Source organism: Nocardioides jishulii (assembly GCF_006007965.1).
In the GTDB taxonomy this organism is placed as follows: Bacteria; Actinomycetota; Actinomycetes; order Propionibacteriales; family Nocardioidaceae; genus Nocardioides; species Nocardioides jishulii.
In genome coordinates this window covers 903,145-923,081 of record NZ_CP040748.1, presented here as the reverse complement: position 1 = coordinate 923,081, position 19,937 = coordinate 903,145, and the positions used below count along the sequence as shown (strand labels likewise).

The window sequence follows — 19,937 nt, the reverse complement described above, 5'->3', positions numbered from 1 at the left end:
GCCCCATCCACGCCAGAATGGATACTGCGACTTCTCAGGGGGGAGGATTCCGGATGCCCGGAGCAGGAAAGGGCGTGCTGCTGATCGTTGGCGGCGTCCTCCTGGCGGCGTTGGCGAACGCCACCGACTCACCGGCGGTGACGGGGATGGGCCTCTACCCGCTCGGACTGATCGCCGTCGCCCTGCTGACGGTCCACGGCCCGCAACGGCTCTCGTTGGCGGGAGTCGCGTTCCTCTCGACGGCTGTCAGCCTCTGGGCCTTCGGCACGCCACTCCCCCTCGCACTGGCGTACGCCGGCACGGGCGTTGCGGCGGCCTTCGTGGCCCTGCAGGTGTTGCGCGAGTCCGCGGGCGAGCTGCGCATGCGTACCGAGCTCGACCTGCTACGGGTGGTCATCGCGGCCAACGTCGGTGGCGTCATCGTGGCCGTGCCGGTCGGGATCGTGGGCGCGCTCTCCGGCGTCGACGAGGTCGCGGCTCTCACCCTGGGTTCCTTCGTCGACATGACGGCCTCCCTGGTCCTCTGGTTGCCGCTCGTGATGCGCGGCCGCGACGCCCCCTCCCTGGCCACCGTGCCCGAGCGGGCCACGCAGTGGACGGCCCTCCTGGTCGCGACCATCGTGGTCTTCGCGACCCCCTTCACCACCGAGTTCCCCTACGTGGTCCTCGTGCTCCTGATGTGGGCGGGCCTGCGCCTCTCCTTGGTCGAGACACTGGTCCAGCTGGTCGTGGTCCGCCTGATCATCACCTTCTTCACCGGGCACGGCTCCGGGCCCTACAACGGCGCCACCCACGGTCGCGCCCTGCCTGAGGACCTGCAGATGGTCTATGCGCAGATCTTCCTCATCACCTGCTCGGTGGCCGTCGTCGCGCTCAACATCAGCAGCGCCCGGGCGCGCTCCGAGAGCCGCCGTGAGGCGCTGGACAAGGCCGGCAAGGTGGCAGAGAGCAAGCTCAACACCGTCTTCGAGGCGCTCGAGGCCGAACGCAGCGCCCTGGAGGAGATGCGCGAGGTCGACCGGGTCAAGGACGCCTTCGTCTCCACGGTCAGCCATGAGCTGCGCACCCCGATCACCAACATCATCGGCTACACCGAGATGCTCGAGGACGGGGACTTCGGGCGCCTCTCCCCCGACCAGAGCGAGGCCACGATCCGCATCGGCGACAACGGCCGCCGCCTGCTTTCCCTCATCGACGACCTCCTCGACCTCTCCCGGCTGCGGGCTAAGAAGATGGAGATCGCCCAGGACCCGGTCGACCTGGTGGCGGTGGTGCGCTCAGGCGAGGAGGCGATCCTGCCGCGACTGCGCAGCGCCGAGGTCAGCCTCGAGATGGACCTTCCGCCCCACCCGGTGAAGGTGGTCGGCGAGGCGGAGAAGCTCGAGCGCGTCCTGGTCAACCTGATGTCCAACGCGGTGAAGTTCACGCCTCCGCTGGGGCGGGTGACGGTACGCCTCACCCAGGAGGCGAAGTGGGCGATCATCGAGGTCTCCGACACCGGTTACGGCATCCCGGAGGAGGACCTGGACCGGCTCTTCGCCCAGTTCTTCCGCTCCTCGGTCTCCCAGGAGAAGCACATCCAGGGCACCGGCCTGGGCCTGTCGATCGTGCGCTCCATCGTGGAGAGCCACGGCGGTCAGGTCGAGGTGGCCTCACGGGTCAACGTCGGTACGACGTTCCGCGTGTACCTGCCCGCCTGAGGCGGCTGCGTACGACGCTGGGTGACAGGGGCTGGGTCAGAGGTAGAGCCCGGTCGAGCCGCCCTCGAGACGCTCGGAGGCCACCGCGTGGACGTCCCGCTCCCGCATCACGACGTAGACCTCTCCGTGGACCTCGACCTCGGCCTTGTCCTCGGGGTCGAAGAGGACCCGGTCGCCCACCTGCACGGCGCGCGCCTGCGGACCGGTGGAGACGACCTTCGACCAGCTCAGGCGACGGGCGCCCAGCGCCGCGGTCGCCGGGATGACGATGCCACCGCTGGAGCGACGCTCACCGGCCTCCTCGTCGGACTGGACCAGGAGTCGGTCGTGCAGCATCTTGATCGGGGCCTTGAACCCCGCAGAGGCGAGCGAGGGGTCAGTCACGAGCAATCTTGCGGATCACCGCGAAGAGCACCACGAACCCGGCCACGCCGGCGGCTGCCTTGAGGATGTTGTCGGTGCGCGCGGCACCGGTGTCGAGGTCGACGAAGTGCGCCTTCAACGAGGTGACCTCTCGACTGACGATGGTCTTCGGGTGGGCCCGGTAGAGCAACTGGTCCAAGGTGTCGGCCAGTCGGTCGCGCGTCTGCTCGATCTCCCGCTCAAGGGCGGCAACGTCATTGGTCACCCCCGCAGGCTACCAACCGGTCCATCGCGAGGACAGGGTAGGCGGCACCGCGGACGCTGCGTCCCCTTCGCCCGGTACCGTCACCTCGTGCCCGGGCCCGACCGGGCCCCGCCCGTACGACCCCAGGAGACCCCCGTGAGCCACCGCCTCGCCGTCGGCGACACCGCCCCCGCCTTCACCCTCACCTCTGACACCGGCGAGCAGGTCTCGCTCTCCGACTTCGCGGGCCGTCGCGTCATCGTCTACTTCTACCCGGCTGCGATGACCCCCGGTTGCACCAAGCAGGCCTGCGACTTCACCGACTCGCTCGACTCCCTCAAGGCCGCTGGCTACGAGGTCGTCGGCATCTCCCCCGACAAGCCGGAGAAGCTGGCCAAGTTCCGCGAGCGCGACGGGCTCACCATCACGCTCCTCTCCGACCCGACCAAGGAGACGCTGACGGCCTACGGCGCGTTCGGCGAGAAGAAGCTCTACGGCAAGGTCGTCGAGGGCGTGATCCGCTCCACCGTGGTCGTCGACCCCGAGGGCAAGGTCGAGGTCGCCCAGTACAACGTCAAGGCCACCGGCCACGTCGCCAAGCTACGGCGTGACCTGTCCCTCGCCTGAGGGGCTCAGGTCAGGTCGCGCCGCAGCGTCGTGAACCGACCGACCAGCGCGAAGAGCACGGCGTAGGCCAGCAGGACCAGTCCCCCGGCCCAGCGCGACAGCAGCTCCGAGGCGCCGATGGCGGTGTAGATGCTGGAGCCGACGAGCGCCTCCGCTGCTGCGCCCGGGAAGTAGAGCGAGACCTGCGCGGTGGCGTCGCCCATGGCGCCCAGCGCCAGCCGCAGGATCGGCTCGAGCAGCTGGGTGAACGCCAGGATCATGACGATCGAGGCCACCTGGTTGGGAACCAACGCACCGAAGCCGACCCCGACCATGCCCCACAGCGCGAGCGCCAGCACGCTCAGGCCCAGCGTCGTCCACACCTCGGGGGAGCCGAGGAAGGGGTCCACGTCGGTCGCGGCGAAGACGAGGGCAGCCGCCAGGACCGCGCCCAAGATGCTGCAGGCGCCGATCAGGGCGCCGAAGCCGCCCTGGACGAGCACCTTGGAGACGATCAGTCGAGTACGACTCGGGTCTGCCACGAGACTCGAGGTCAACGTGCGGTGACGGAACTCCCCCGTGATCGAGAGTGCCCCGAAGACCAGCGGGAAGACGTAGCCCATCGCGGTGGGCAACGAGTAGATCGTCTGCACCAGGGCGAGCGGGTCCATGCCCTCACCGCCCATGCCACCCTCCTCCACGGGCACCGAGACGGCGAAGGCCATCACCGCCCCCATGAAGGCCAGGTAGAGGAAGGCCCCTCCGGCGAGGATCCACCACAGGGAGGTGGAGGTCGACTTGCGGAGCTCGGAGACCAGTCCGGCCCTGAACGCACTCATGCCGCCACCTCCTGGGTCTTCTCCGCGGCGACGGACTCGCCCGAGACCAGCTGCAGGAAGGTCTCCTCGAGGTTGGCGCCCACCTCGGTCAGCTCGTGCACCGCCTGTCCGGCGGCAAAGGCGGCGGCGCCCACCTGGGCGGCGCTGGCGCCGGAGATCCTGAGGTGGTCACCGCGTCGGTCGACGCGCCACCCCTGCTCCTGCGCCACCGTCGCCAGGGCGGCGAGGTCGGGCCCGCAGACGCGCACGTGGGAGTCGGCCAGTCGGACCATCTCCGCGAGGCTGGAGGCGTGGACGAGCCGCCCCTGGGCGATCACGACGACGTCGTCGACGGTGGCCTGCACCTCGGCGAGCACGTGGGAGGAGACCAGGACGGTGCGGCCCTCGCTCGCCAGGAAGCGGAGGAGGTCACGCAGCCAGATGATGCCGGCCGGGTCGAGCCCGTTGGCCGGCTCGTCGAGCACCAGCACGTCGGGGTCGCCGAGCAGCGTGGTGGCCAGGGCCAGGCGCTGACGCATGCCGAGGCTGAAGCCGCCGACCTTGCGGTCCGCCGCCGCGGAGAGGCCGACCTGCGCCAGCACCTCGTCGACGCGCGCGGCCGGAACGCCGACGTGCGGAGCCAACGTACGCAGGTGCCCCCGCGCGGTGCGACCGGGGTGGAAGCTCGCCTCGAGCGAGGCACCCACCACGCGGGCCGGGTGCGGGTGCTCGGCGTACGGTCGCCCGCCGACCAGGGCGGTGCCCGCGTCGGGGGTGACGAGCCCCATCAGCATCCGCAACGTCGTGGTCTTGCCGGAGCCGTTGGGGCCGAGGAAGCCGGTCACCCTCCCCGGCGCCACCTCGAAGGTGAGGTCGCTGACGGCCTGCACCCCTCCGAACGACTTGCTGAGTCCGCGGAACTCGATCGACATCCCTGTGCGGGCTGGAGCGGGCGTCATACCTAGACTTTCTCCTCAGGCCGGAGTGGTGGAATTGGCAGACACGCAGGATTTAGGTTCCTGTGCTCCAGGGCGTGGGGGTTCGAGTCCCCCCTTCGGCACCAGTCACCTCGACGTGACCCCTGCGTGAGAGCGCTCACTTTCCCACACGCGCACCCTCCCTGGCCCCGGGGGTGCTGGGCCCCCGGCGGTTCGGCAGGCGCGTCCGAGGAGTGACCGCCCCTTCCCAAGTGACGTGCGTCACCCTAGGGTCCGTCGCCATGGACTCAGCGCTCACGACCATCGGTCTGCCCGTCGCCCTCGGGATCATCATGTTCGGGCTGGGTCTCGACCTCACCGTCAACGACTTCAAGCGGGTCGGACGGCACCCGCGGGCGGCCGTGATCGCGCTGGTCTGCCAGCTGCTCCTGCTGCCGGCCATCTGCTTCGGGCTGGTCGTCGCGCTCGACCTCTCCCCGCTGCTGGGCATCGGACTCATGCTGCTGGCCGCCTCCCCCGGCGGGACGACGGCGGCACTCTTCAGCCACCTCTACCGGGGCGACGTGGCCCTCAACATCACGCTGACCGCGGTCAACTCGCTGATCGCCATCCTCACGCTGCCGCTGATCACCGGCTTCGCGATCGCCTGGTACGACCGTCAGGACGACGTGACGATGCCACTGGGCGAGGTGCTGAACGTCTTCGCGCTGATCCTGGTGCCGGTGGGGCTGGGCATGCTGGTCAGGGCGAAGAAGCCCGGGTTCGCCCAGCGGATGGACAAGCCCGTCCGCATTGCCTCGGCCATCATCCTGGTGGTCCTCATCCTCGGCGTGATCGCGGCCGAGCGCGCCCACATCGGCGACTACCTCGCCCAGATCGGGGTCGCTGCGGCCCTCTTCTGCGCGATCAGCCTGGCGGTCGGCTACTTCGTGCCGAAGTCGCTGGGCGTGCCCGGCCCCCAGGCCATCTCGTCGTCGATGGAGATCGGGGTGCACAACTCCACGCTGGCCATCTTCGTGGCCGTCGAGGTGCTCGACAACACGGAGATCTCGGTGCCCGCAGCCGTCTACTCGATCATCATGTTCGTCTTCGCCGCAGCCTGGGGCAGCTTCGTCTCGCGGCGTGAGTCCGCGCCGCAGGTGCAGGTGGACGCGACCGTCTGACCCTGCGTCTGCCCTGCGTCCGGCCCTGCGTCCGGCCCTGCGTCCGGCCCTGGCTCAGTCCCGGTCGCGCAGGTCGGCGGCGACCAGGGGCGCGATCTCGCGCAGCGCCCGGCCGCGGTGCGAGATGCGGTCCTTCTCCTGCGGCAGCATCTCGGCCGAGGTGAGGCCGGAGGTCGCGTACTCCTCCGGCACGAAGAGCACGTCGTAGCCGAACCCGCCCGACCCGCGCATCTCGCGGATGATCCGGCCGGCCATGCGCCCTTCGACGACGCGCTCGGTGCCGTCGGGGAGCACCCACGCCACCGCGCAGCGGAAGTGGGCGCCACGACGGGCGTCCGGCACGTCGTGCATCTGGTCGAGGAGCAGCTCGTTGTTGGCCGTGTCGCTCTTCATGCGGCCCGCCCAGCGCGCGGAGAGCACACCCGGCATCCCGTTGAGGGCGTCGACGCAGAGACCCGAGTCGTCGGCGATCGTGGGCAGCCCGGTGGCCGCGACGCCCGCGCGTGCCTTCAGCAGGGCGTTGCCCTCGAAGGTCGCCTCGTCCTCGGCCGGCTCGTCGTAGTCGTCGACGTCGTCGAGGCCGAGCACCTCCACGTCGGGCACGTGCTCGGCGAGGATGCGCTCCATCTCCGCGATCTTCTTCGCGTTGCGCGAGGCGAGGAAGATCTGCGGCCCCCCGCCCACCTCAGGCCTCCAGGCCGAGGGTGAGTCGCTGGAGACGCGTCAGGTCGGCACACCCCTTCTCGCCGAGCGCGAGTAGTCCGTCGAGCTCGGAGCGGTCGAAGGGAGCGCCCTCGGCGGTGCCCTGCACCTCGATGAAGCGACCGTCACCGGTCATCACGATGTTCATGTCGGTCTCGGCGCGCACGTCCTCCACGTAGGGCAGGTCGAGGCGCGGGGCGCCGTCGATGATGCCCACGCTGACCGCGGCGACGGAGCCGGTGAGGGCCTCGCCGGCCAACGCGCCCTTGGCGCGCAGGTGCTCGACGGCGTCGTACAGCGCGACGTACGCGCCGGTGATCGCAGCTGTGCGGGTGCCGCCGTCGGCCTGGAGCACGTCGCAGTCGAGCTGGATCGTGTTCTCCCCGAGGGCCTTGTAGTCGATGACCGCGCGCAGCGAGCGTCCGATCAGGCGGGAGATCTCGTGCGTACGCCCGCCGATGCGCCCCTTCACCGACTCGCGGTCGGAGCGGGTGTTGGTGGCCGAGGGAAGCATCGCGTACTCCGCCGTCACCCAGCCCAGGCCCGACCCCTTGCGCCAGCGCGGCACGCCTTCGCTCACCGAGGCCGCACACAGCACGCGCGTACGCCCGAACTCGACCAGGACCGACCCGGCCGGGTGGTCCTGCCACTGGCGGGTGAACCGGATCTCGCGCAGCTCGTCGTCGGCTCGCCCGTCGACGCGCGGGGGGTGGGTGAGGGAGGTGGGGTCAGTCATGGGGACGAGCCTAGGCACAGGCGCCCCGAACCGTCCGGTCCGGGGCGCCTGTGATGTCGTACGACGGGCTCAGCGGCTCACTTCATCTCGCCGCGCAGCACGCGCGCCATGCCGATCACGAACGGCAGGACGATCCAGATCACGGTGACCACGCCGAGCTGGGTCCACTGCTCGCCGCTGAGCGCGGCGGCCAGTCTTTCGCCCGTCATGGGGTCGTAGCCGTAGAGCGGCGCCTGCGCCATGGCGATGTCGAACCAGGGGCTGTTCTCGCGCACCCAGGACGAGAAGCCGGCAACGATGTTGACCACGACCGGCAGGGCGAAGAAGAGCACGATCGCACCGGCCGAGTTGAGCAGCAGCAGGCCGAAGCCGACGCCCTGGAGCACCGCCATCACCTGGAGCAGGGTGAGGTTGGCCAAGCGCAGCCACTCGGTGTCGAGCCACGGGTCGGCCGCTCCTCCGACGACCGCGGCGACGGCACTGATCACGCCCGCCAGGAGGACGGCGGCGAGGCCGAAGAGCAGCGCTGCGACCGTCTTGGCGGCGACCACCTTGACCCGCGACGGTTCCAGGGCGAAGGTCGTCAGCGTGGTCCGCTGGCCCCACTCCTGGGTGATCAGCAGGATGCCGAGCACGGGCAGCAGCAGCATCTGCGGGGTGTTCGTGTTCTCGAAGAAGCTCAGGAAGGTGCGGTCGTCGACGTCGTCACGGGTGAGGACGAAGCCCAGCACCACGACGCCGGCGGTGGCCAGCGCGATGATCCCGAGCATCCAGCGCCCGGCGCGCGTGTCGGTCATCTTGCGCAGCTCGACCTTGACCAGGCGGGCGAACGGGACCGGGCGGGTCCCGGAGACGTCAAAGGTGCGGTTGACGGGTGCCGCGGTGGATGCCGTGGCGGTTGCCGGGGTGCTCATGCCGAGGCTCCTTCGGTCTGGTGGTCTCGCTGGGTGGGGGCGGTGAGCGTCAGGAAGAGCTTCTCGAGCCCGCCCTCGGCCGGACGGAGGTCGACGAGGACGACGCCGTGCTGCGCCGCCGCACGGCCCACCTCGCGCGGTTCAGCCTCGACGTGGAAGCCGTCGCCGGCGACGGTGTGGGGCAGCCCCGCGGCCTTGAGCGCGGTGGCCAGCGCCTCGCGGTCCTCGCCCGTGACGTAGCAGCCGGAGCCGCCCGCCTGCTCGAGCAACGTCCTCTTGTCGCCCTGGGCGACGATCCGGCCGTTGCCGATCACCACCATCTCGTCGGCGACGAGCTCGACCTCGTTGAGCAGGTGCGACGAGAGCAGCACCGTGCCGCCCTGGTCGGCGAAGGTCTTGAGCAGGCCACGCATCCAGTGGATGCCGGCCGGGTCGAGGCCGTTGGCCGGCTCGTCCAGGATCAGGACCGACGGGTCACCGAGCAGCGCGTTGGCGATGCCGAGGCGCTGCCTCATCCCGAGGGAGTAGTTGCGCACCCGACGCTTGGACTCGGTGCCGGTCAGGCTGACCAGCTCGAGCATCTCGTCGACCCGGCTGGCGGGAAGGCCCATCGTCGCTGCCGAGAGGGCCAGCACCTCCCGGCCCGTACGCCCGGCGTGCTGCGCCGACGCGTCGAGCAGGACGCCGACGTGGCGACCCGGGTTGGGGATCTCGGAGAAACGCATCCCGCCGATCGTGGCGGTGCCGTTGGTGATGGTGGTCAGCCCGACCAGCATCCGCATCGTGGTGGTCTTGCCGGCCCCGTTCGGCCCGAGGAAACCGGTCACCCTCCCGGGCTCGGCGACGAACGAGACGTCGTCCACGGCGCGGAACCCGCCATAGCTCTTGCTGAGGTTCTGGACAGAAATCATGGCCCTCAGGATGCCTCATCACGGCCGCACCGTGTGAGCCGCACCACCGAGTGGTCGTCAGAAGGTCGAGAAGTCGTACACCGCGCCGGTGCGCGCGAGGCTCAGCTCACCGTCGTACGCGGCCCGCGCCTCCTTGAGGACGACCTGCGGGTCGTGCCACGGCGGGATGTGGGTGAGCACCAGCCGCGGCGCTCCGGCGACGGTGGCCAGGTCGGCGCACTCCTGGCCGGTGAGGTGAAGGTTCGCAGGGTTGTCGGCCCCCTCCTCGAAGGAGGCCTCGGCCAGCAGCAGGTCGGCGCCCAGCGCTGCCTCGCGCACGCCGTCGCACGGCCCGCAGTCGCCGGTGTAGGCCAGCACCTTGTCCTGCCAGGTGACGCGCAGGGAGAAGGCGGGCACCGGGTGGTCGACAGGCACGGCCTCGACCGTGAACGGACCGATCCGCACCGGCTCGCCCCAGACCCGGAAGTCGAACTCCTCGCTCATGCCGGGGTCGAGGGGAAGGTCGTACGCCTTCGCCATGCGCTCCGCGGTGCCGATCGGGCCCCAGACCGGGATGCGCGGCTGGTGGCCGCTGGGGTGGTACTTGCGCATCACGTGGTAGCCGCAGAGGTCGAGGCAGTGGTCCGCGTGCAGGTGGGAGAGGAAGACGGCGTCGATGGTCAGGGGGTCAGCGAACCGCTGCAGCACGCCCAGCGCGCCGTTGCCGAGGTCCAGCAGGACGCGCCAGGTGCGGCCCTCGTGGTCGGCCTCCAGGAGGTAGCAACTCGCTGGAGAGTCGGGGCCCGGGTAGGACCCGGAGCAACCAACCACTGTGAGCCTCATGCGCTGTCCCTTCACGAACGGTTCGCGCTCGGGGTGCGCGTACGCGGCCAAGGTTATGCGGTTCGGGCTCCGGTGGGGGCCGGGGCGATCCATCTCACGTGGGTCCGGGACCTCCTCCAAGCCATGCCTGTGACACGTCACACCGGCGTACGGTGGCGGTATGCGCACCCGGACCGCATCGCCGTTGGCCTCCTTCGCCGTCTCCGCGCTGGCTGCGGGAGTCCTCCTGGCGCCTCCCTCCCAGGGCACGGCCGGGGCGGCAGTGAGTACTCCCTCCGATGGTCCCAGCAGTGGGTCCAGCGGTGGGTCCAGCGCCACGGCGTCCTCGACTCCCGCGGCGGACGGCACGGCGCGCGCCGGGTCCCGCGTACGCAGCGTGCTGCTGATCTCCGTCGACGGCCTCACCCCCGCTTCCGTGGCCAAGCTCGGTCGCCAACGCGCCCCGCACCTGCACCGGCTCATGGCCCGAGGCACCTCGACGCGCAACGCGCGCACGGCGGTCGAGCTGACCACGACCCTGCCCAACCACACCGGCATGCTCACCGGGCGGCGGATCGACGCGGAGACGGGCGGCCACGGGGTCCTGTGGAACGACGCCCGCCGCGAGCCGGCCACCGTCCACGAAGCCGCGGGGCACCGTGTCGCCTCACTCTTCACCCGGGTCGACTCCGCGGGTCGCCGCACCGCGCTCTTCGCCGGCAAGACGAAGTTCACGCTCCACCGGCGCAGCTGGGGCAAGTCGATCGACCGCTTCCGGGTGCGCACCGATGACGGCCGACTCGCCAAGGACGTGACCACCGACCTGCGCCGGAAGAAGCGGGCGCTGCGGTTCTGGCACATCGCCACGCCCGACCGCGCCGGTCACGCCCATGGCTTCTCCTCGAAGGCGTACCTGAGGGCAGTCATGCGCACCGACCAGTTGATCGGCAAGGCGGTGCGCACCATCCGCACCACCCCACGGCTGCGCGGCAAGGTCGCGATCGTGCTCACCTCCGACCACGGCTCCGCGGGCGGCAAGGGCCACGGCGACGCCGACCGGCTGGGCAACCAGAAGATCTTCTTCATCGCCCAGGGTCCCGGCATCGCGGCCGGCGCCGACTTCTACCGGATCAACCCCGACACGGTCGCCGACCCGGGGCGCCAGCAGCCGGCGTACGACGCCGACCTGCCACCGGTGCGCAACGGCGACGCCGCCAACTTCGTGCTCGACCTCCTGGGGCTCCCCCCGGTGCCGGGCAGCGAGTTCAACAAGGACCAGCACCTGAAGTGGGTCCGCCCCTGAGGGTCACGCCCGTCGGGCCGCGACCGTGCGGTCAGGCCCAGAGCTGGCCGTCGAGCTGGTCCTCCGCCTCGTCGAGCGTGCCCTCGTAGGCGCCCGTGGAGAGGTACTTCCAGCCGCCGTCGGCCACGACGAAGGCGATGTCGGCCCGCTGACCGGCCTTGACGGCCGCCTGCGCCTGGCGGATGGCCGCGTGCAGGATCGCACCGGTCGAGATGCCGGCGAAGATCCCCTCCTGCTCCAGCAGCTCACGGACCCGCTTGACCGCGTCGCGGGGGCCGACGCTGAAGCGTGCGTCGATGAGGTCGGCGTCGTACAGCTCGGGCACGAAGCCCTCGTCGAGGTTGCGCAGTCCGTAGACGAGCTCGCCGTAGCGCGGCTCGGCGGCCACGATGCGTACGTCCGGCTTGGCCGCGCGGAAGAAGCGCGAGACGCCCATCAGGGTTCCGGTGGTGCCGAGGCCCGCGACGAAGTGGGTGATCTCGGGCAGGTCGGCCAGCAGCTCGGGGCCCGTGCCCTGCTCGTGCGCGAGGGCGTTGGCGGGGTTGCCGTACTGGTAGAGCATCACCCACTCCGGGTGCTGCTGGGCCAGCTCCTTGGCCACCCGCACGGCCTCGTTGGACCCACCGGCAGCGGGCGAGGAGATGATCTCCGCGCCCCACATCCGCAGCAGCTGGCGCCGCTCCTCGGAGGTGTTCTCCGGCATCACGCAGACGATCCGGTAGCCCTTGAGCTTGGCCGCCATGGCGAGCGAGATGCCGGTGTTGCCGCTGGTCGGCTCCAGGATGGTGCATCCGGGGCGCAGGGTGCCGTCGGCCTCCGCCATCTCGACCATCTTCAGGGCGGGGCGGTCCTTGATCGACCCGGTCGGGTTGCGGTCCTCGAGCTTCGCCCACAGGCGTACGTCGGGGCTCGGCGAGAGACGCGGGAGCCCGACCAACGGGGTCCCGCCGACCGAGGCGAGGAGGTTGTCGAAGCGCACGCGGTCAGCAGCCGCCCGCGACGGCCGGCAGGACGACGACCTCGTCGCCGTCGCTGAGCTTGGCCTCCAGACCACCGAGGAAGCGCACGTCCTCGTCGTTGACGTAGACGTTGACGAAGCGGCGCAGCTTGCCGTCCTCGAGCAGGCGCTCGGCGATGCCGTGGTGGTGGGCCTCGAGGTCCTCGATGAGGGCCGCGAGCGTGGTGCCCTCGCCGGTGACGACCTTCTCGCCGCCGGTGTAGGTGCGCATGATGGTGGGGATCTTGACCTCGATGGCCATGGGGAACTCCTCGTGGGGCTGGGTGCGGGACGTGCGGGGGGACGGTGGAGGTCAGTCGGTGAAGGTGATCTCTTCCTCCGTGACGGTGCCGTCGATGATCCGGAAGGAGCGGAACTCCGCCTCTCCCCCGTCCTCGAGGTGGCGGGTGCTGACCAGCACGTAGTGGGCGCCCGGCTCACTGGCCAGACCGATGTCGGTGCGGCTCGGGTAGGCCTCGGTCGCGGTGTGGGAGTGGTAGACGACGACCGGTTCCTCGTCGTTCGCCCACATCTGCTTGTAGAGGGCGAGCAGCTCCGTCGGGTCGAACTCGTAGAAGGTCGGGCTGCTGGCCGCGTTGACCATCTCGACGAGGCGCGTGGGGGTGTCGCTGCCCTCCGGGCCGGCGACGATGCCGCAGGCCTCGTCCGGATGGTCCCGCTCGGCGTGGGCGACGATCGCGTCGCGCAGGAGGCTGCTGATGGTCAACACGACCTCAATCCTAGGCGAGCGCGAGGGCGCGCTCCACGGGTGGCCGCGCAGCGTACGGCGTAAAGCATTTGCGCAGTCGCGGCCCGGTGCAGTCTCATGATCGCGGCGCACGTCACTCGGAAGGCGGCCATGACCTCAACCACCCCAGGCACCAGCGCCTCCCAGGCGCCGCGTCCCCCGTTGACGCGCCGCGGCATCCCCCTCGACCCCGACCTGCGGATCCTCGCTGCGAGCACCTTCGCCCACCGCTTCGGCAGTGGCGCCCTGATGACCACCAGCGCCCTCTACTTCACCCGGGTCGCGGGCTTCTCGCCCGGTCAGGTCGCGCTGGCACTGTCGATGGCCGGACTGGTCGGCCTCCTGGTGCAAGTGCCAGCCGGTCACCTCGCCGACACCCGCGGTCCCCGCGAGGTGGTGGTGGCCACGGCTGCCTTCACCGCGCTCCTGGCGGCGACCCCGGTGCTGGCGCGTACGCCCTTGCAGCTCGCCCTGCTGATGGGGGCACTCGCCCTCTTCCGGAGCTCGGGCCACGCCGTCCGCGGCGGAGTGATCGCCCAGCTGGCCAGGGGTGGTCGCGGCGTGCAGTTCAAGGCCTACCTGCGCGCCGTCACCAACGTCTCCATGGGTCTCGGCTCACTGGTCGGCGGACTCGCCCTGCTCGTCGACGAGCCGTGGGCCTACGTCAGCGTCTTCGTCCTCGACGCCCTGCTCTGCGCCGTGTCAGCCGTGGTGACCCTGCGGCTGCCCCACCTGCCGCCGCGGCCCGTCGTGGCCGGCGAGCCGCGCCTGGGCGTGCTGCGCGACGTGCCCTACGCCGTGCTCACGCTCCTGATCGGCATCTTCTGCGTGCACTTCGTGGTGATGGACATCGGCATCGTCCTCTACCTCGCCGAGCACACCACCGCGCCGCACGTGATGATCTCGGTGCTCCTGGTGCTCAACACCGCCATGGTGGCGCTCTTCCAGGTGCGGCTCTCCCACGGCAGCGGCACGGTCACCGAGGGCGCGCGCTCCATGCTCATCGCCTCGCTCTTCCTGGCCGGCGGATTCGCGCTCGTCGCCCTCGCCGGCACGCTCGGCGCTGTGCTCGCCTCGGTCGCCCTGGTGGCTGGCAGCCTCGTCCACGTCGTCGGGGAGATGGTCGGCTCGGGTGGCCAGTGGGCGCTGCAGATGGGGCTCGCCCCGCACGAGAAGCAGGGCCAGTACCAAGGCTTCAGCGGTCTCGGCTGGAGCCTGATGGAGATCTTCGGGCCACCCGTGGTGGTGCTGCTCTGCGTCGACGTCGGCGAGCTGGGCTGGCTGGTGATGGGCGCGATCATGGTCGCCACCGCGCTGGCGATCGTCCCGGTCTCCCGCTGGGCACTCACGAGCCGTGCGCACTACGGCGTGACCACGCACTCGGGCTGAGGCGGTGCGGCCGGTCCGGTCGCGTCAGACGTCGACGGCCATGACGAGGGTCTCCTGCAGGTAGCCGAGCCACTCGTAGATGTCGTGGGTGGCGGCGCGGGGGTCCTCGTCGTCGAGGGCCTCCCAGAACTCCTCGTCGCCGTCCTCGACGCCGAGACGCGCGGCGAGGGCGAGGCGCAGGTCGGTGAGCCCGCGCAGCCAGGCGAGCGCCTCCTCGGCGTCGAGCTCGACGTCGATGACCAGGTCGAAGTCCTCCAGCTCGGGCGGCAGCCCGCCCTCCTCGAGCGAGGAGATCATCGTCATCGCCGTACGTTCCTTGGCCTCGCGCAGCGTCGTCTCGGTGTAGCGCCGGAACTCGCCCGCGGCCTCGGGGTCGTCGGCGTACGCGGTCGGGAAGAGCCGCAGCAGCACCGGGTCCTCGGGCTCGTCGACAGGGCCGGAGAAGTCGAACATCGCCTCGAGCGGATCGGCGTCGTCGTCGGGCGTCGGCTGCTCGTCACGCAGCAGCTCGACCAGCTGGGAGGCGAGGTTGCGCAGCAGGTCGGCCTCGAAGCCGGAGAAGTTGGCGATGACCTGCCCACTGCGGCGGTGCCGGGTGAAGGCTCCCATCAGGCGCGCTCCATCGTGGCCCACAGTCCGTAGCCGTGCATGGCCTGGACGTCGCGCTCCATCTCCTCGCGGCTGCCCGTGCTGACCGACGAGCGGCCCTCCTCGTGGACCTCCATCATCAGCTTCTCGGCCTTCTCCCTGGAGTAGCCGAAGTGGGTGCGGAAGACGTAGGTCACGTAGGACATGAGGTTCACCGGGTCGTTCCACACGATGGTCACCCATCCGCGGTCGGGACGGAGGACGTCGTGGACGTGGAGGTCCGGTTCGACCTCGACGGGGCTCGGAGATGACACGGCTTCATCGTGGCACAGTGGTGTGCGTGAGCGAACGAGCACCGTCGACCGCCCTGCTGACCGACCACTACGAGCTGACCATGCTCCAGGCCGCCCTCCAGGCCGGAACGGCACGGCGTCGTGCGGTCTTCGAGCTCTTCCCGCGCCGCCTCCCCGAGGGCAGGCGCTACGGCGTGGTCGGCGGTGTCGGGCGCGCGCTGGACACCATCGCGCGATTCCGCTTCGACGACGAGGTGCTGGGGGTGCTCGACGAGGGGCGCGTCGTCGACGAGCAGACGCTCTCCTGGCTGGCCGACCACGAGTTCACCGGCGACGTCTGGGGCTACCCGGAGGGCGAGGTCTACCTCCCCTACTCGCCGCTGGTGGTCGTGGAGGGCACCTTCGCCGAGGCCGTGCTCCTGGAGACGGTGCTGCTGTCGATCTACAACCACGACTCCGCGATCGCCTCGGCCGCCTCCCGGATGACCTGGGCCGCGGACGGGCGACCGTGCATCGAGATGGGGTCGCGCCGCACGCACGAGGAGGCGGCGGTCGCAGCGGCGCGGGCTGCGTACGTCGCCGGTTTCGAGGCCACCTCCAACCTCGCCGCACGCCAGCGCCACGGCATCCCCACGACCGGGACGTCGGCCCACAGCTTCACGCTGCTCCACGACACCGAGCGCGACGCCTTCACCGCGCAGGTCTCGTCGTTGGGCCGCGGGACCACGCTGCTCATCGACACCTACGACATCGCCGAGGCCGTGCGTACGGCGGTCGAGGTGGCCGGACCCGAGCTCGGGGCCGTACGCATCGACTCCGGCGACCTGGGGCTGCTGGCCCACGAGGTGCGCGCCCAGCTCGACGCCCTCGGCGCGCGGGAGACCAAGATCGTCGTCACCAGCGACCTCGACGAGTACGCCATCGCCGCCCTGGCCGCCGCCCCCGTGGACGGCTACGGCGTCGGCACCCAGCTGGTCACCGGCTCGGGTCACCCCACCTCCGGCTTCGTCTACAAGCTGGTCGCGCGCGAGGGCGACGACGGCGAGCTGGTGCCGGTGGCCAAGAAGAGCAAGGACAAGGCCTCCGTCGGCGGACGGAAGTACGCCCTGAGACGCCGCGACCGCGACGGCGTCGCCGAGGCCGAGGTCATCGGCATCGGTACGCCGCCCGTCGACGACGGCGACGACCGCGAGCTGCTGGTGCCGCTGGTGCGCGACGGCGTGGTCGTGGGCGAGGAGCCGCTGGCCGCCTCGCGAGAGCGCCACCTCAGCTCACGCGAGGAGCTGCCGCTGCAGGCGCGGATGCTGAGCAAGGGCCAGCCGGTCATCCCGACGATCCACCTGGGCTGAGCGCGTTCGGCGCTCGCGCGCGGCAACTGGCGGAAGGGAGACGCCCCGGCGCCGCGAAGCGTCACCAACCCGCCAGTTGCTGCGTCTTCCCCCTGCCGTACGTCCTGCGCACACCGGCGGCGCGACCAGCGGCCACGCTCGGTGCATGGACGTACGCACCACGCATCGAGGCGAACGCCGGGGCGTCGCATGGGTCCCGGTGACCCGCGGAGCCGTTCGCCGCGCCGACGCCGCCGATTCCTTCAGTGCTGAGCTGCGCGCCTGGGCCAGCCGGCTTCCCGAGGGAGCGGCCTTCACCCACCTCACCGGCGCGAAGGCGTGGGGGCTGTGGCTTCCCTCGGTGCCCGTGCCGCTCCCGGTGACCGTGCAGGTCCCGGGCTCGGCGAAACCGGAGCGACCGGGACTCCGGGTGATCAGGAGCGAGCCGGTCCAACCGCCTGTCGTCCATCGCGGCATCCCGCTGGTCGGCGTGGTCGACGTCCTGCTGACGCTGTGCCGCGACCTGGCTGACCTCGACGCCCTCGTCGCCGTCGACTCCGCCCTGCACCTCCGTCTCGTGGACCTGTCACAGCTGCAGGAGGCCAGCCGGGTCCGGCGGCGTGGCGCACCCCGGCTGCGCCGGGTGATCCGGCTGGCCGACGGGCGCAGCGAGTCGGCATGGGAGACGGTGCTGCGCGAGTTCCACCGCCTGATGGGCGTGGCGGTCACCCCGCAGTTCGAGGTCCGGACCGACGACGGAGGCTTCGTGGCTCGCGGCGACCTCCGTCTCGACGGCTTCGCGGTCCTGCACGAGTACGACGGTCACCACCACCTCGAGGTCGAGCGTCAGCGCACGGACCTGCGGAGGCAGCGCCGTCTGGTCGAAGCGGGATGGGTGCGGCGTGGCTACACCAGCAGTGACCTCCTCGGGCGGGCGAGCGGCGTACTGCGCGACATCGACCTGACGTTGGGACGGTCGCACGATCCCGCCCGGGTCCGTTCCTGGCACGACCAGCTGCGTTCCTCCGCTCTCACCGACTCCGTGCGTACGGCGCTTGGCCGACGGCTCGTCCGGTGACGCCGCGCAATTGGCGGCGAGGAGACGCTCCGAGCGCCCTCAGCGTCGCCGACCCGCCAGTTTCTGCGCTGACGCGACTGGTCAGGCGGTCTACGCTGACCACCATGACTCGGGCACTCATCGTGGTGGACGTGCAGAACGACTTCTGTGAGGGCGGTTCGCTGGCCGTCCAGGGCGGCGCGCGGGTGGCCGCCGACATCGCGGCGCTGCTGGCGGCCCGGCAGGAGCAGTCGGCCGCCGCCCCGCACTACCCGTACGTCGTCGCCACGCGCGACCACCACATCGACCCCGGTGAGCACTGGTCCTCCAACCCCGACTTCGTCGACACGTGGCCGGTGCACTGCGAGGTCGGTACGTCGGGCGAGGAGTTCCACCCCAACCTCATGCCGCGCACCTTCGACGCGGTCTTCCTCAAGGGGCGGCACTCGGCCGCGTACTCCGGGTTCGAGGGGCAGAGCGACGACGGCACGTTGCTGGCCGAGTGGCTGCGTACGCACCACGTCGCCGCCGTCGACGTCTGCGGCATCGCGACCGACCACTGCGTCCGCGCGACCGCCCTCGACGCCGTCAGCGCCGGGTTCCGGACCCGGGTCCTGACCAGCCTGTGCGCCGGCGTCGCACCGACGACGACCCGCGCCGCGCTGCGCGAGATGGAGGAGGCGGGTGTCCGCCTTGACTGACCTCTCCGTGACCCGCGAGGGCGGGATCCTGCGCCTGCGCCTGGACCGTCCCCACAGCCTCAACTCGGCCTCGCCCGCCATGGTCGAGGGCCTGGCCCTCGCCCTGGAGGAAGCCGTCACCGACGACTCCGTACGCGTCGTGCACCTGACCGGGGAGGGCCGCGCGTTCTGCTCCGGGGCCGACCTCGCCGGGCTGGACCCCGCGCGGGTCGCCGACGGCTCGGCCATGGTGCTGGCCAACCGCGCGATCCGGGCGATCACCACGCTCGACAAGCCCGTGCTGGCCGCGGTCAGTGGCCCGGCGGCGGGCTTCGGCTGCGCACTGGCCCTGGCCTGTGACCTCGTGGTCGCCCACCCGTCGGCCTCGTTCAGCCTCTCCTTCACCCGCCTGGGCCTGATGCCCGACGGCGCGACCACCGCGACGGTGGCCGCCTCCATCGGGCGCGCCCGGGCCATGCGGATGGCGTTGCTGGCCGAGAAGTTCGACGCGACGGAGGCCTACCTGGCAGGCCTGGTCACTCACGTGACCACCGAGGACACCTACGACGAGGTCGTCGAGGTACTGCTCGCCAAGCTCGAGGCGGGTGCGCCGCTCGCGCTCGCCGCGACCAAGAAGGCGATCAACGCGGCCACCCTCCCCCACCTGGAGCAGGCGATGGAGACCGAGCACCGCGGCCAGTCACTGCTGGCCCGCACCAAGGACGTCGTCGAGGGTGTGAGCGCCTTCGTGGAGCGGCGAGCGGCGGTCTTCCGCGGGGAGTGACGGGGGCGCCGTCGCGCGTTCCCCGACGTACCGGCAGGTTTCGTCAGCGCGCGGGCGACATAGGATCCCCGCCATGAAGCGCTTCCTGACTCCCCTCGCGGCCGGTGTGCTGGCCCTGTCCCTGGCCGCTTGCGGTTCCGACTCCGACGACGAGCCGAAGTCCGCCGACGGCTCCGTCACCACGATCGCCGACGGCAAGCTGACCGTCTGCGCCGACGTGCCGTACCCGCCGTTCGAGGACTTCGACAAGTCCTCCCCGACCGGTTTCAAGGGCTACGACATCGACATCGTCCAGGAGGTGGCCGACCACCTCGACCTCGAGCTCGTGGTCCGCGACGCCGACTTCAACTCCCTGCAGGGTGGCCTCGAGTTCGCCACCAACAAGTGCGACCTCGGTGCCTCCGCGATGACGATCACCGAGAAGCGCGAGGAGAAGATCACCTTCTCCGACCCGTACTACGAGTCGATGCAGTCGCTGCTCGTCCCCGAGGGCTCGGACATCAAGAGCATCGACGACCTCGACGGCAAGAAGGTCGGTGTCCAGAAGGGCACCACCGGTGAGAGCTACGCCAACGACAACGCCACGGGCGCGAAGATCGTGATCTTCCCCTCCGACGGTGAGATGTGGCCCGCCCTCAAGGGTGGTCAGGTCGACGCCCTGCTCCAGGACCTCCCGGTCAACGTCGAGCACGAGAAGGCCGGCGGCTACACGATCGTCGAGGAGTACGCGACCGACGAGTCCTACGGCCTCGCCATGAAGAAGGACTCCCCGCTGGCCGCGAAGGTCAACGAGGCGCTGGACGCGATCCGTGAGAGCGGCCGCTACCAGGAGATCTACGACTCCTACTTCAGCGCCAAGTGACGCAGCACGACT

The 19,937-nt window shown here is 70.8% G+C and carries 24 protein-coding genes and 1 tRNA gene; 11 read left to right on the top strand and 14 right to left on the bottom strand.

Going from position 1 to position 19,937, the window contains the following annotated elements:
- Nucleotides 1-53 precede the first annotated feature (53 nt).
- On the top strand, nucleotides 54-1,700 hold the full coding sequence (locus FCL41_RS04430) for a sensor histidine kinase (RefSeq protein WP_137066189.1): 1,647 nt from the start codon (nucleotides 54-56) through the stop codon (nucleotides 1,698-1,700).
- A 36-nt stretch (nucleotides 1,701-1,736) separates the two neighbouring features.
- Here FCL41_RS04430 and FCL41_RS04425 read toward each other — a convergent pair whose 3' ends face one another.
- Together FCL41_RS04425 and FCL41_RS04420 are read right to left on the bottom strand one after the other, a co-directional pair.
- Nucleotides 1,737-2,036, bottom strand: a complete 300-nt coding sequence (locus FCL41_RS04425) for a GroES family chaperonin (protein ID WP_137066849.1) — start codon at nucleotides 2,034-2,036, stop codon at nucleotides 1,737-1,739.
- Between the two features lie 40 nt (nucleotides 2,037-2,076).
- On the bottom strand, nucleotides 2,077-2,328 hold the full coding sequence (locus tag FCL41_RS04420; RefSeq protein ID WP_137066188.1) for a DUF3618 domain-containing protein: 252 nt from the start codon (nucleotides 2,326-2,328) through the stop codon (nucleotides 2,077-2,079).
- Nucleotides 2,329-2,463: 135 nt separating this feature from the next.
- Between FCL41_RS04420 and bcp the strand changes: the two genes are divergently transcribed.
- Nucleotides 2,464-2,934 (top strand): thioredoxin-dependent thiol peroxidase, encoded by a 471-nt coding sequence (bcp, locus tag FCL41_RS04415; protein WP_137066187.1) that lies wholly within the window; start codon nucleotides 2,464-2,466, stop codon nucleotides 2,932-2,934.
- Nucleotides 2,935-2,939: 5 nt separating this feature from the next.
- On the opposite strand, the gene FCL41_RS04410 is transcribed toward bcp, so the two are convergent.
- Both FCL41_RS04410 and FCL41_RS04405 read right to left on the bottom strand, forming a co-directional pair.
- Nucleotides 2,940-3,752: an ABC transporter permease gene (locus FCL41_RS04410; protein WP_137066186.1), complete on the bottom strand. Its 813-nt coding sequence runs from the start codon at nucleotides 3,750-3,752 to the stop codon at nucleotides 2,940-2,942.
- Nucleotides 3,749-4,690: an ABC transporter ATP-binding protein gene (locus FCL41_RS04405; RefSeq protein ID WP_212723153.1), complete on the bottom strand. Its 942-nt coding sequence runs from the start codon at nucleotides 4,688-4,690 to the stop codon at nucleotides 3,749-3,751. The genes FCL41_RS04410 and FCL41_RS04405 overlap by 4 nt, the downstream gene beginning before the upstream one ends.
- Nucleotides 4,691-4,709: 19 nt before the next feature.
- Between FCL41_RS04405 and FCL41_RS04400 the strand changes: the two genes are divergently transcribed.
- Nucleotides 4,710-4,794, top strand: a tRNA-Leu gene (locus FCL41_RS04400).
- A gap of 156 nt (nucleotides 4,795-4,950) precedes the next feature.
- Nucleotides 4,951-5,832 (top strand): bile acid:sodium symporter family protein, encoded by an 882-nt coding sequence (locus FCL41_RS04395; protein WP_137066185.1) that lies wholly within the window; start codon nucleotides 4,951-4,953, stop codon nucleotides 5,830-5,832.
- Nucleotides 5,833-5,886: 54 nt separating this feature from the next.
- Here FCL41_RS04395 and rdgB read toward each other — a convergent pair whose 3' ends face one another.
- The 5 genes from rdgB to FCL41_RS04370 form a co-directional block, all read right to left on the bottom strand.
- Nucleotides 5,887-6,516: an RdgB/HAM1 family non-canonical purine NTP pyrophosphatase gene (gene rdgB, locus FCL41_RS04390; protein ID WP_275403757.1), complete on the bottom strand. Its 630-nt coding sequence runs from the start codon at nucleotides 6,514-6,516 to the stop codon at nucleotides 5,887-5,889.
- Nucleotide 6,517: 1 nt separating this feature from the next.
- Nucleotides 6,518-7,270, bottom strand: coding sequence for a ribonuclease PH (gene rph / locus FCL41_RS04385; protein ID WP_137066184.1), 753 nt, complete (start codon nucleotides 7,268-7,270; stop codon nucleotides 6,518-6,520).
- 77 nt (nucleotides 7,271-7,347) lie between these two features.
- A complete protein-coding gene (locus FCL41_RS04380) occupies nucleotides 7,348-8,184 on the bottom strand; it encodes an ABC transporter permease (RefSeq protein WP_137066183.1) in 837 nt (278 codons plus the stop codon).
- On the bottom strand, nucleotides 8,181-9,095 hold the full coding sequence (locus FCL41_RS04375) for an ABC transporter ATP-binding protein (protein WP_137066182.1): 915 nt from the start codon (nucleotides 9,093-9,095) through the stop codon (nucleotides 8,181-8,183). Before FCL41_RS04375 ends, FCL41_RS04380 begins: the two co-directional genes overlap by 4 nt.
- A 57-nt stretch (nucleotides 9,096-9,152) precedes the next feature.
- Nucleotides 9,153-9,917 carry an MBL fold metallo-hydrolase gene (locus FCL41_RS04370; RefSeq protein WP_137066181.1) on the bottom strand — a complete coding sequence of 255 codons (765 nt, stop codon included), beginning with the start codon at nucleotides 9,915-9,917 and terminating at the stop codon, nucleotides 9,153-9,155.
- A 262-nt stretch (nucleotides 9,918-10,179) separates the two neighbouring features.
- Between FCL41_RS04370 and FCL41_RS04365 the strand changes: the two genes are divergently transcribed.
- Entirely contained in the window at nucleotides 10,180-11,199 is a 1,020-nt protein-coding gene (locus tag FCL41_RS04365) for an alkaline phosphatase family protein (RefSeq protein ID WP_175422341.1), read from the top strand.
- Between the two features lie 31 nt (nucleotides 11,200-11,230).
- Here FCL41_RS04365 and FCL41_RS04360 read toward each other — a convergent pair whose 3' ends face one another.
- The 3 genes from FCL41_RS04360 to FCL41_RS04350 are packed head-to-tail and all read right to left on the bottom strand — an operon-like array spanning nucleotide 11,231 to nucleotide 12,926.
- Nucleotides 11,231-12,178: a PLP-dependent cysteine synthase family protein gene (locus tag FCL41_RS04360; RefSeq protein ID WP_137066179.1), complete on the bottom strand. Its 948-nt coding sequence runs from the start codon at nucleotides 12,176-12,178 to the stop codon at nucleotides 11,231-11,233.
- A gap of 4 nt (nucleotides 12,179-12,182) precedes the next feature.
- Nucleotides 12,183-12,458 carry a MoaD/ThiS family protein gene (locus FCL41_RS04355; RefSeq protein ID WP_137066178.1) on the bottom strand — a complete coding sequence of 92 codons (276 nt, stop codon included), beginning with the start codon at nucleotides 12,456-12,458 and terminating at the stop codon, nucleotides 12,183-12,185.
- A 51-nt stretch (nucleotides 12,459-12,509) separates the two neighbouring features.
- Nucleotides 12,510-12,926: a M67 family metallopeptidase gene (locus FCL41_RS04350; RefSeq protein WP_137066177.1), complete on the bottom strand. Its 417-nt coding sequence runs from the start codon at nucleotides 12,924-12,926 to the stop codon at nucleotides 12,510-12,512.
- 129 nt (nucleotides 12,927-13,055) lie between these two features.
- Here FCL41_RS04350 and FCL41_RS04345 point away from each other — a divergent pair, with 129 nt between their 5' ends.
- Nucleotides 13,056-14,333, top strand: coding sequence for an MFS transporter (locus FCL41_RS04345; RefSeq protein WP_170970273.1), 1,278 nt, complete (start codon nucleotides 13,056-13,058; stop codon nucleotides 14,331-14,333).
- A gap of 24 nt (nucleotides 14,334-14,357) precedes the next feature.
- Here the strand turns inward: FCL41_RS04345 and FCL41_RS04340 are convergent, their stop codons facing one another.
- Both FCL41_RS04340 and clpS read right to left on the bottom strand, forming a co-directional pair.
- The gene (locus tag FCL41_RS04340) at nucleotides 14,358-14,942 is read right to left on the bottom strand and encodes a DUF2017 domain-containing protein (RefSeq protein ID WP_137066175.1); all 585 of its coding nucleotides are present in this window, start codon (nucleotides 14,940-14,942) and stop codon (nucleotides 14,358-14,360) included.
- Nucleotides 14,942-15,235 carry an ATP-dependent Clp protease adapter ClpS gene (gene clpS, locus FCL41_RS04335; RefSeq protein WP_137066174.1) on the bottom strand — a complete coding sequence of 98 codons (294 nt, stop codon included), beginning with the start codon at nucleotides 15,233-15,235 and terminating at the stop codon, nucleotides 14,942-14,944. The genes FCL41_RS04340 and clpS overlap by 1 nt, the downstream gene beginning before the upstream one ends.
- Before the next feature lie 26 nt (nucleotides 15,236-15,261).
- On the opposite strand from clpS, the gene FCL41_RS04330 reads away from it, so the two are divergent.
- The 5 genes from FCL41_RS04330 (at nucleotide 15,262) to FCL41_RS04310 (ending at nucleotide 19,925) form a co-directional block, all read left to right on the top strand.
- Nucleotides 15,262-16,563 carry a nicotinate phosphoribosyltransferase gene (locus FCL41_RS04330; RefSeq protein ID WP_275403756.1) on the top strand — a complete coding sequence of 434 codons (1,302 nt, stop codon included), beginning with the start codon at nucleotides 15,262-15,264 and terminating at the stop codon, nucleotides 16,561-16,563.
- Between the two features lie 145 nt (nucleotides 16,564-16,708).
- Nucleotides 16,709-17,620 (top strand): hypothetical protein, encoded by a 912-nt coding sequence (locus FCL41_RS04325; protein WP_137066172.1) that lies wholly within the window; start codon nucleotides 16,709-16,711, stop codon nucleotides 17,618-17,620.
- Between the two features lie 95 nt (nucleotides 17,621-17,715).
- A complete protein-coding gene (locus FCL41_RS04320) occupies nucleotides 17,716-18,300 on the top strand; it encodes an isochorismatase family protein (protein WP_275403778.1) in 585 nt (194 codons plus the stop codon).
- Nucleotides 18,284-19,063: an enoyl-CoA hydratase gene (locus FCL41_RS04315; protein WP_239021774.1), complete on the top strand. Its 780-nt coding sequence runs from the start codon at nucleotides 18,284-18,286 to the stop codon at nucleotides 19,061-19,063. Before FCL41_RS04320 ends, FCL41_RS04315 begins: the two co-directional genes overlap by 17 nt.
- Nucleotides 19,064-19,136: 73 nt before the next feature.
- The gene (locus FCL41_RS04310) at nucleotides 19,137-19,925 is read left to right on the top strand and encodes an ABC transporter substrate-binding protein (protein WP_137066170.1); all 789 of its coding nucleotides are present in this window, start codon (nucleotides 19,137-19,139) and stop codon (nucleotides 19,923-19,925) included.
- The last annotated feature ends 12 nt before the right edge of the window (nucleotides 19,926-19,937 follow it).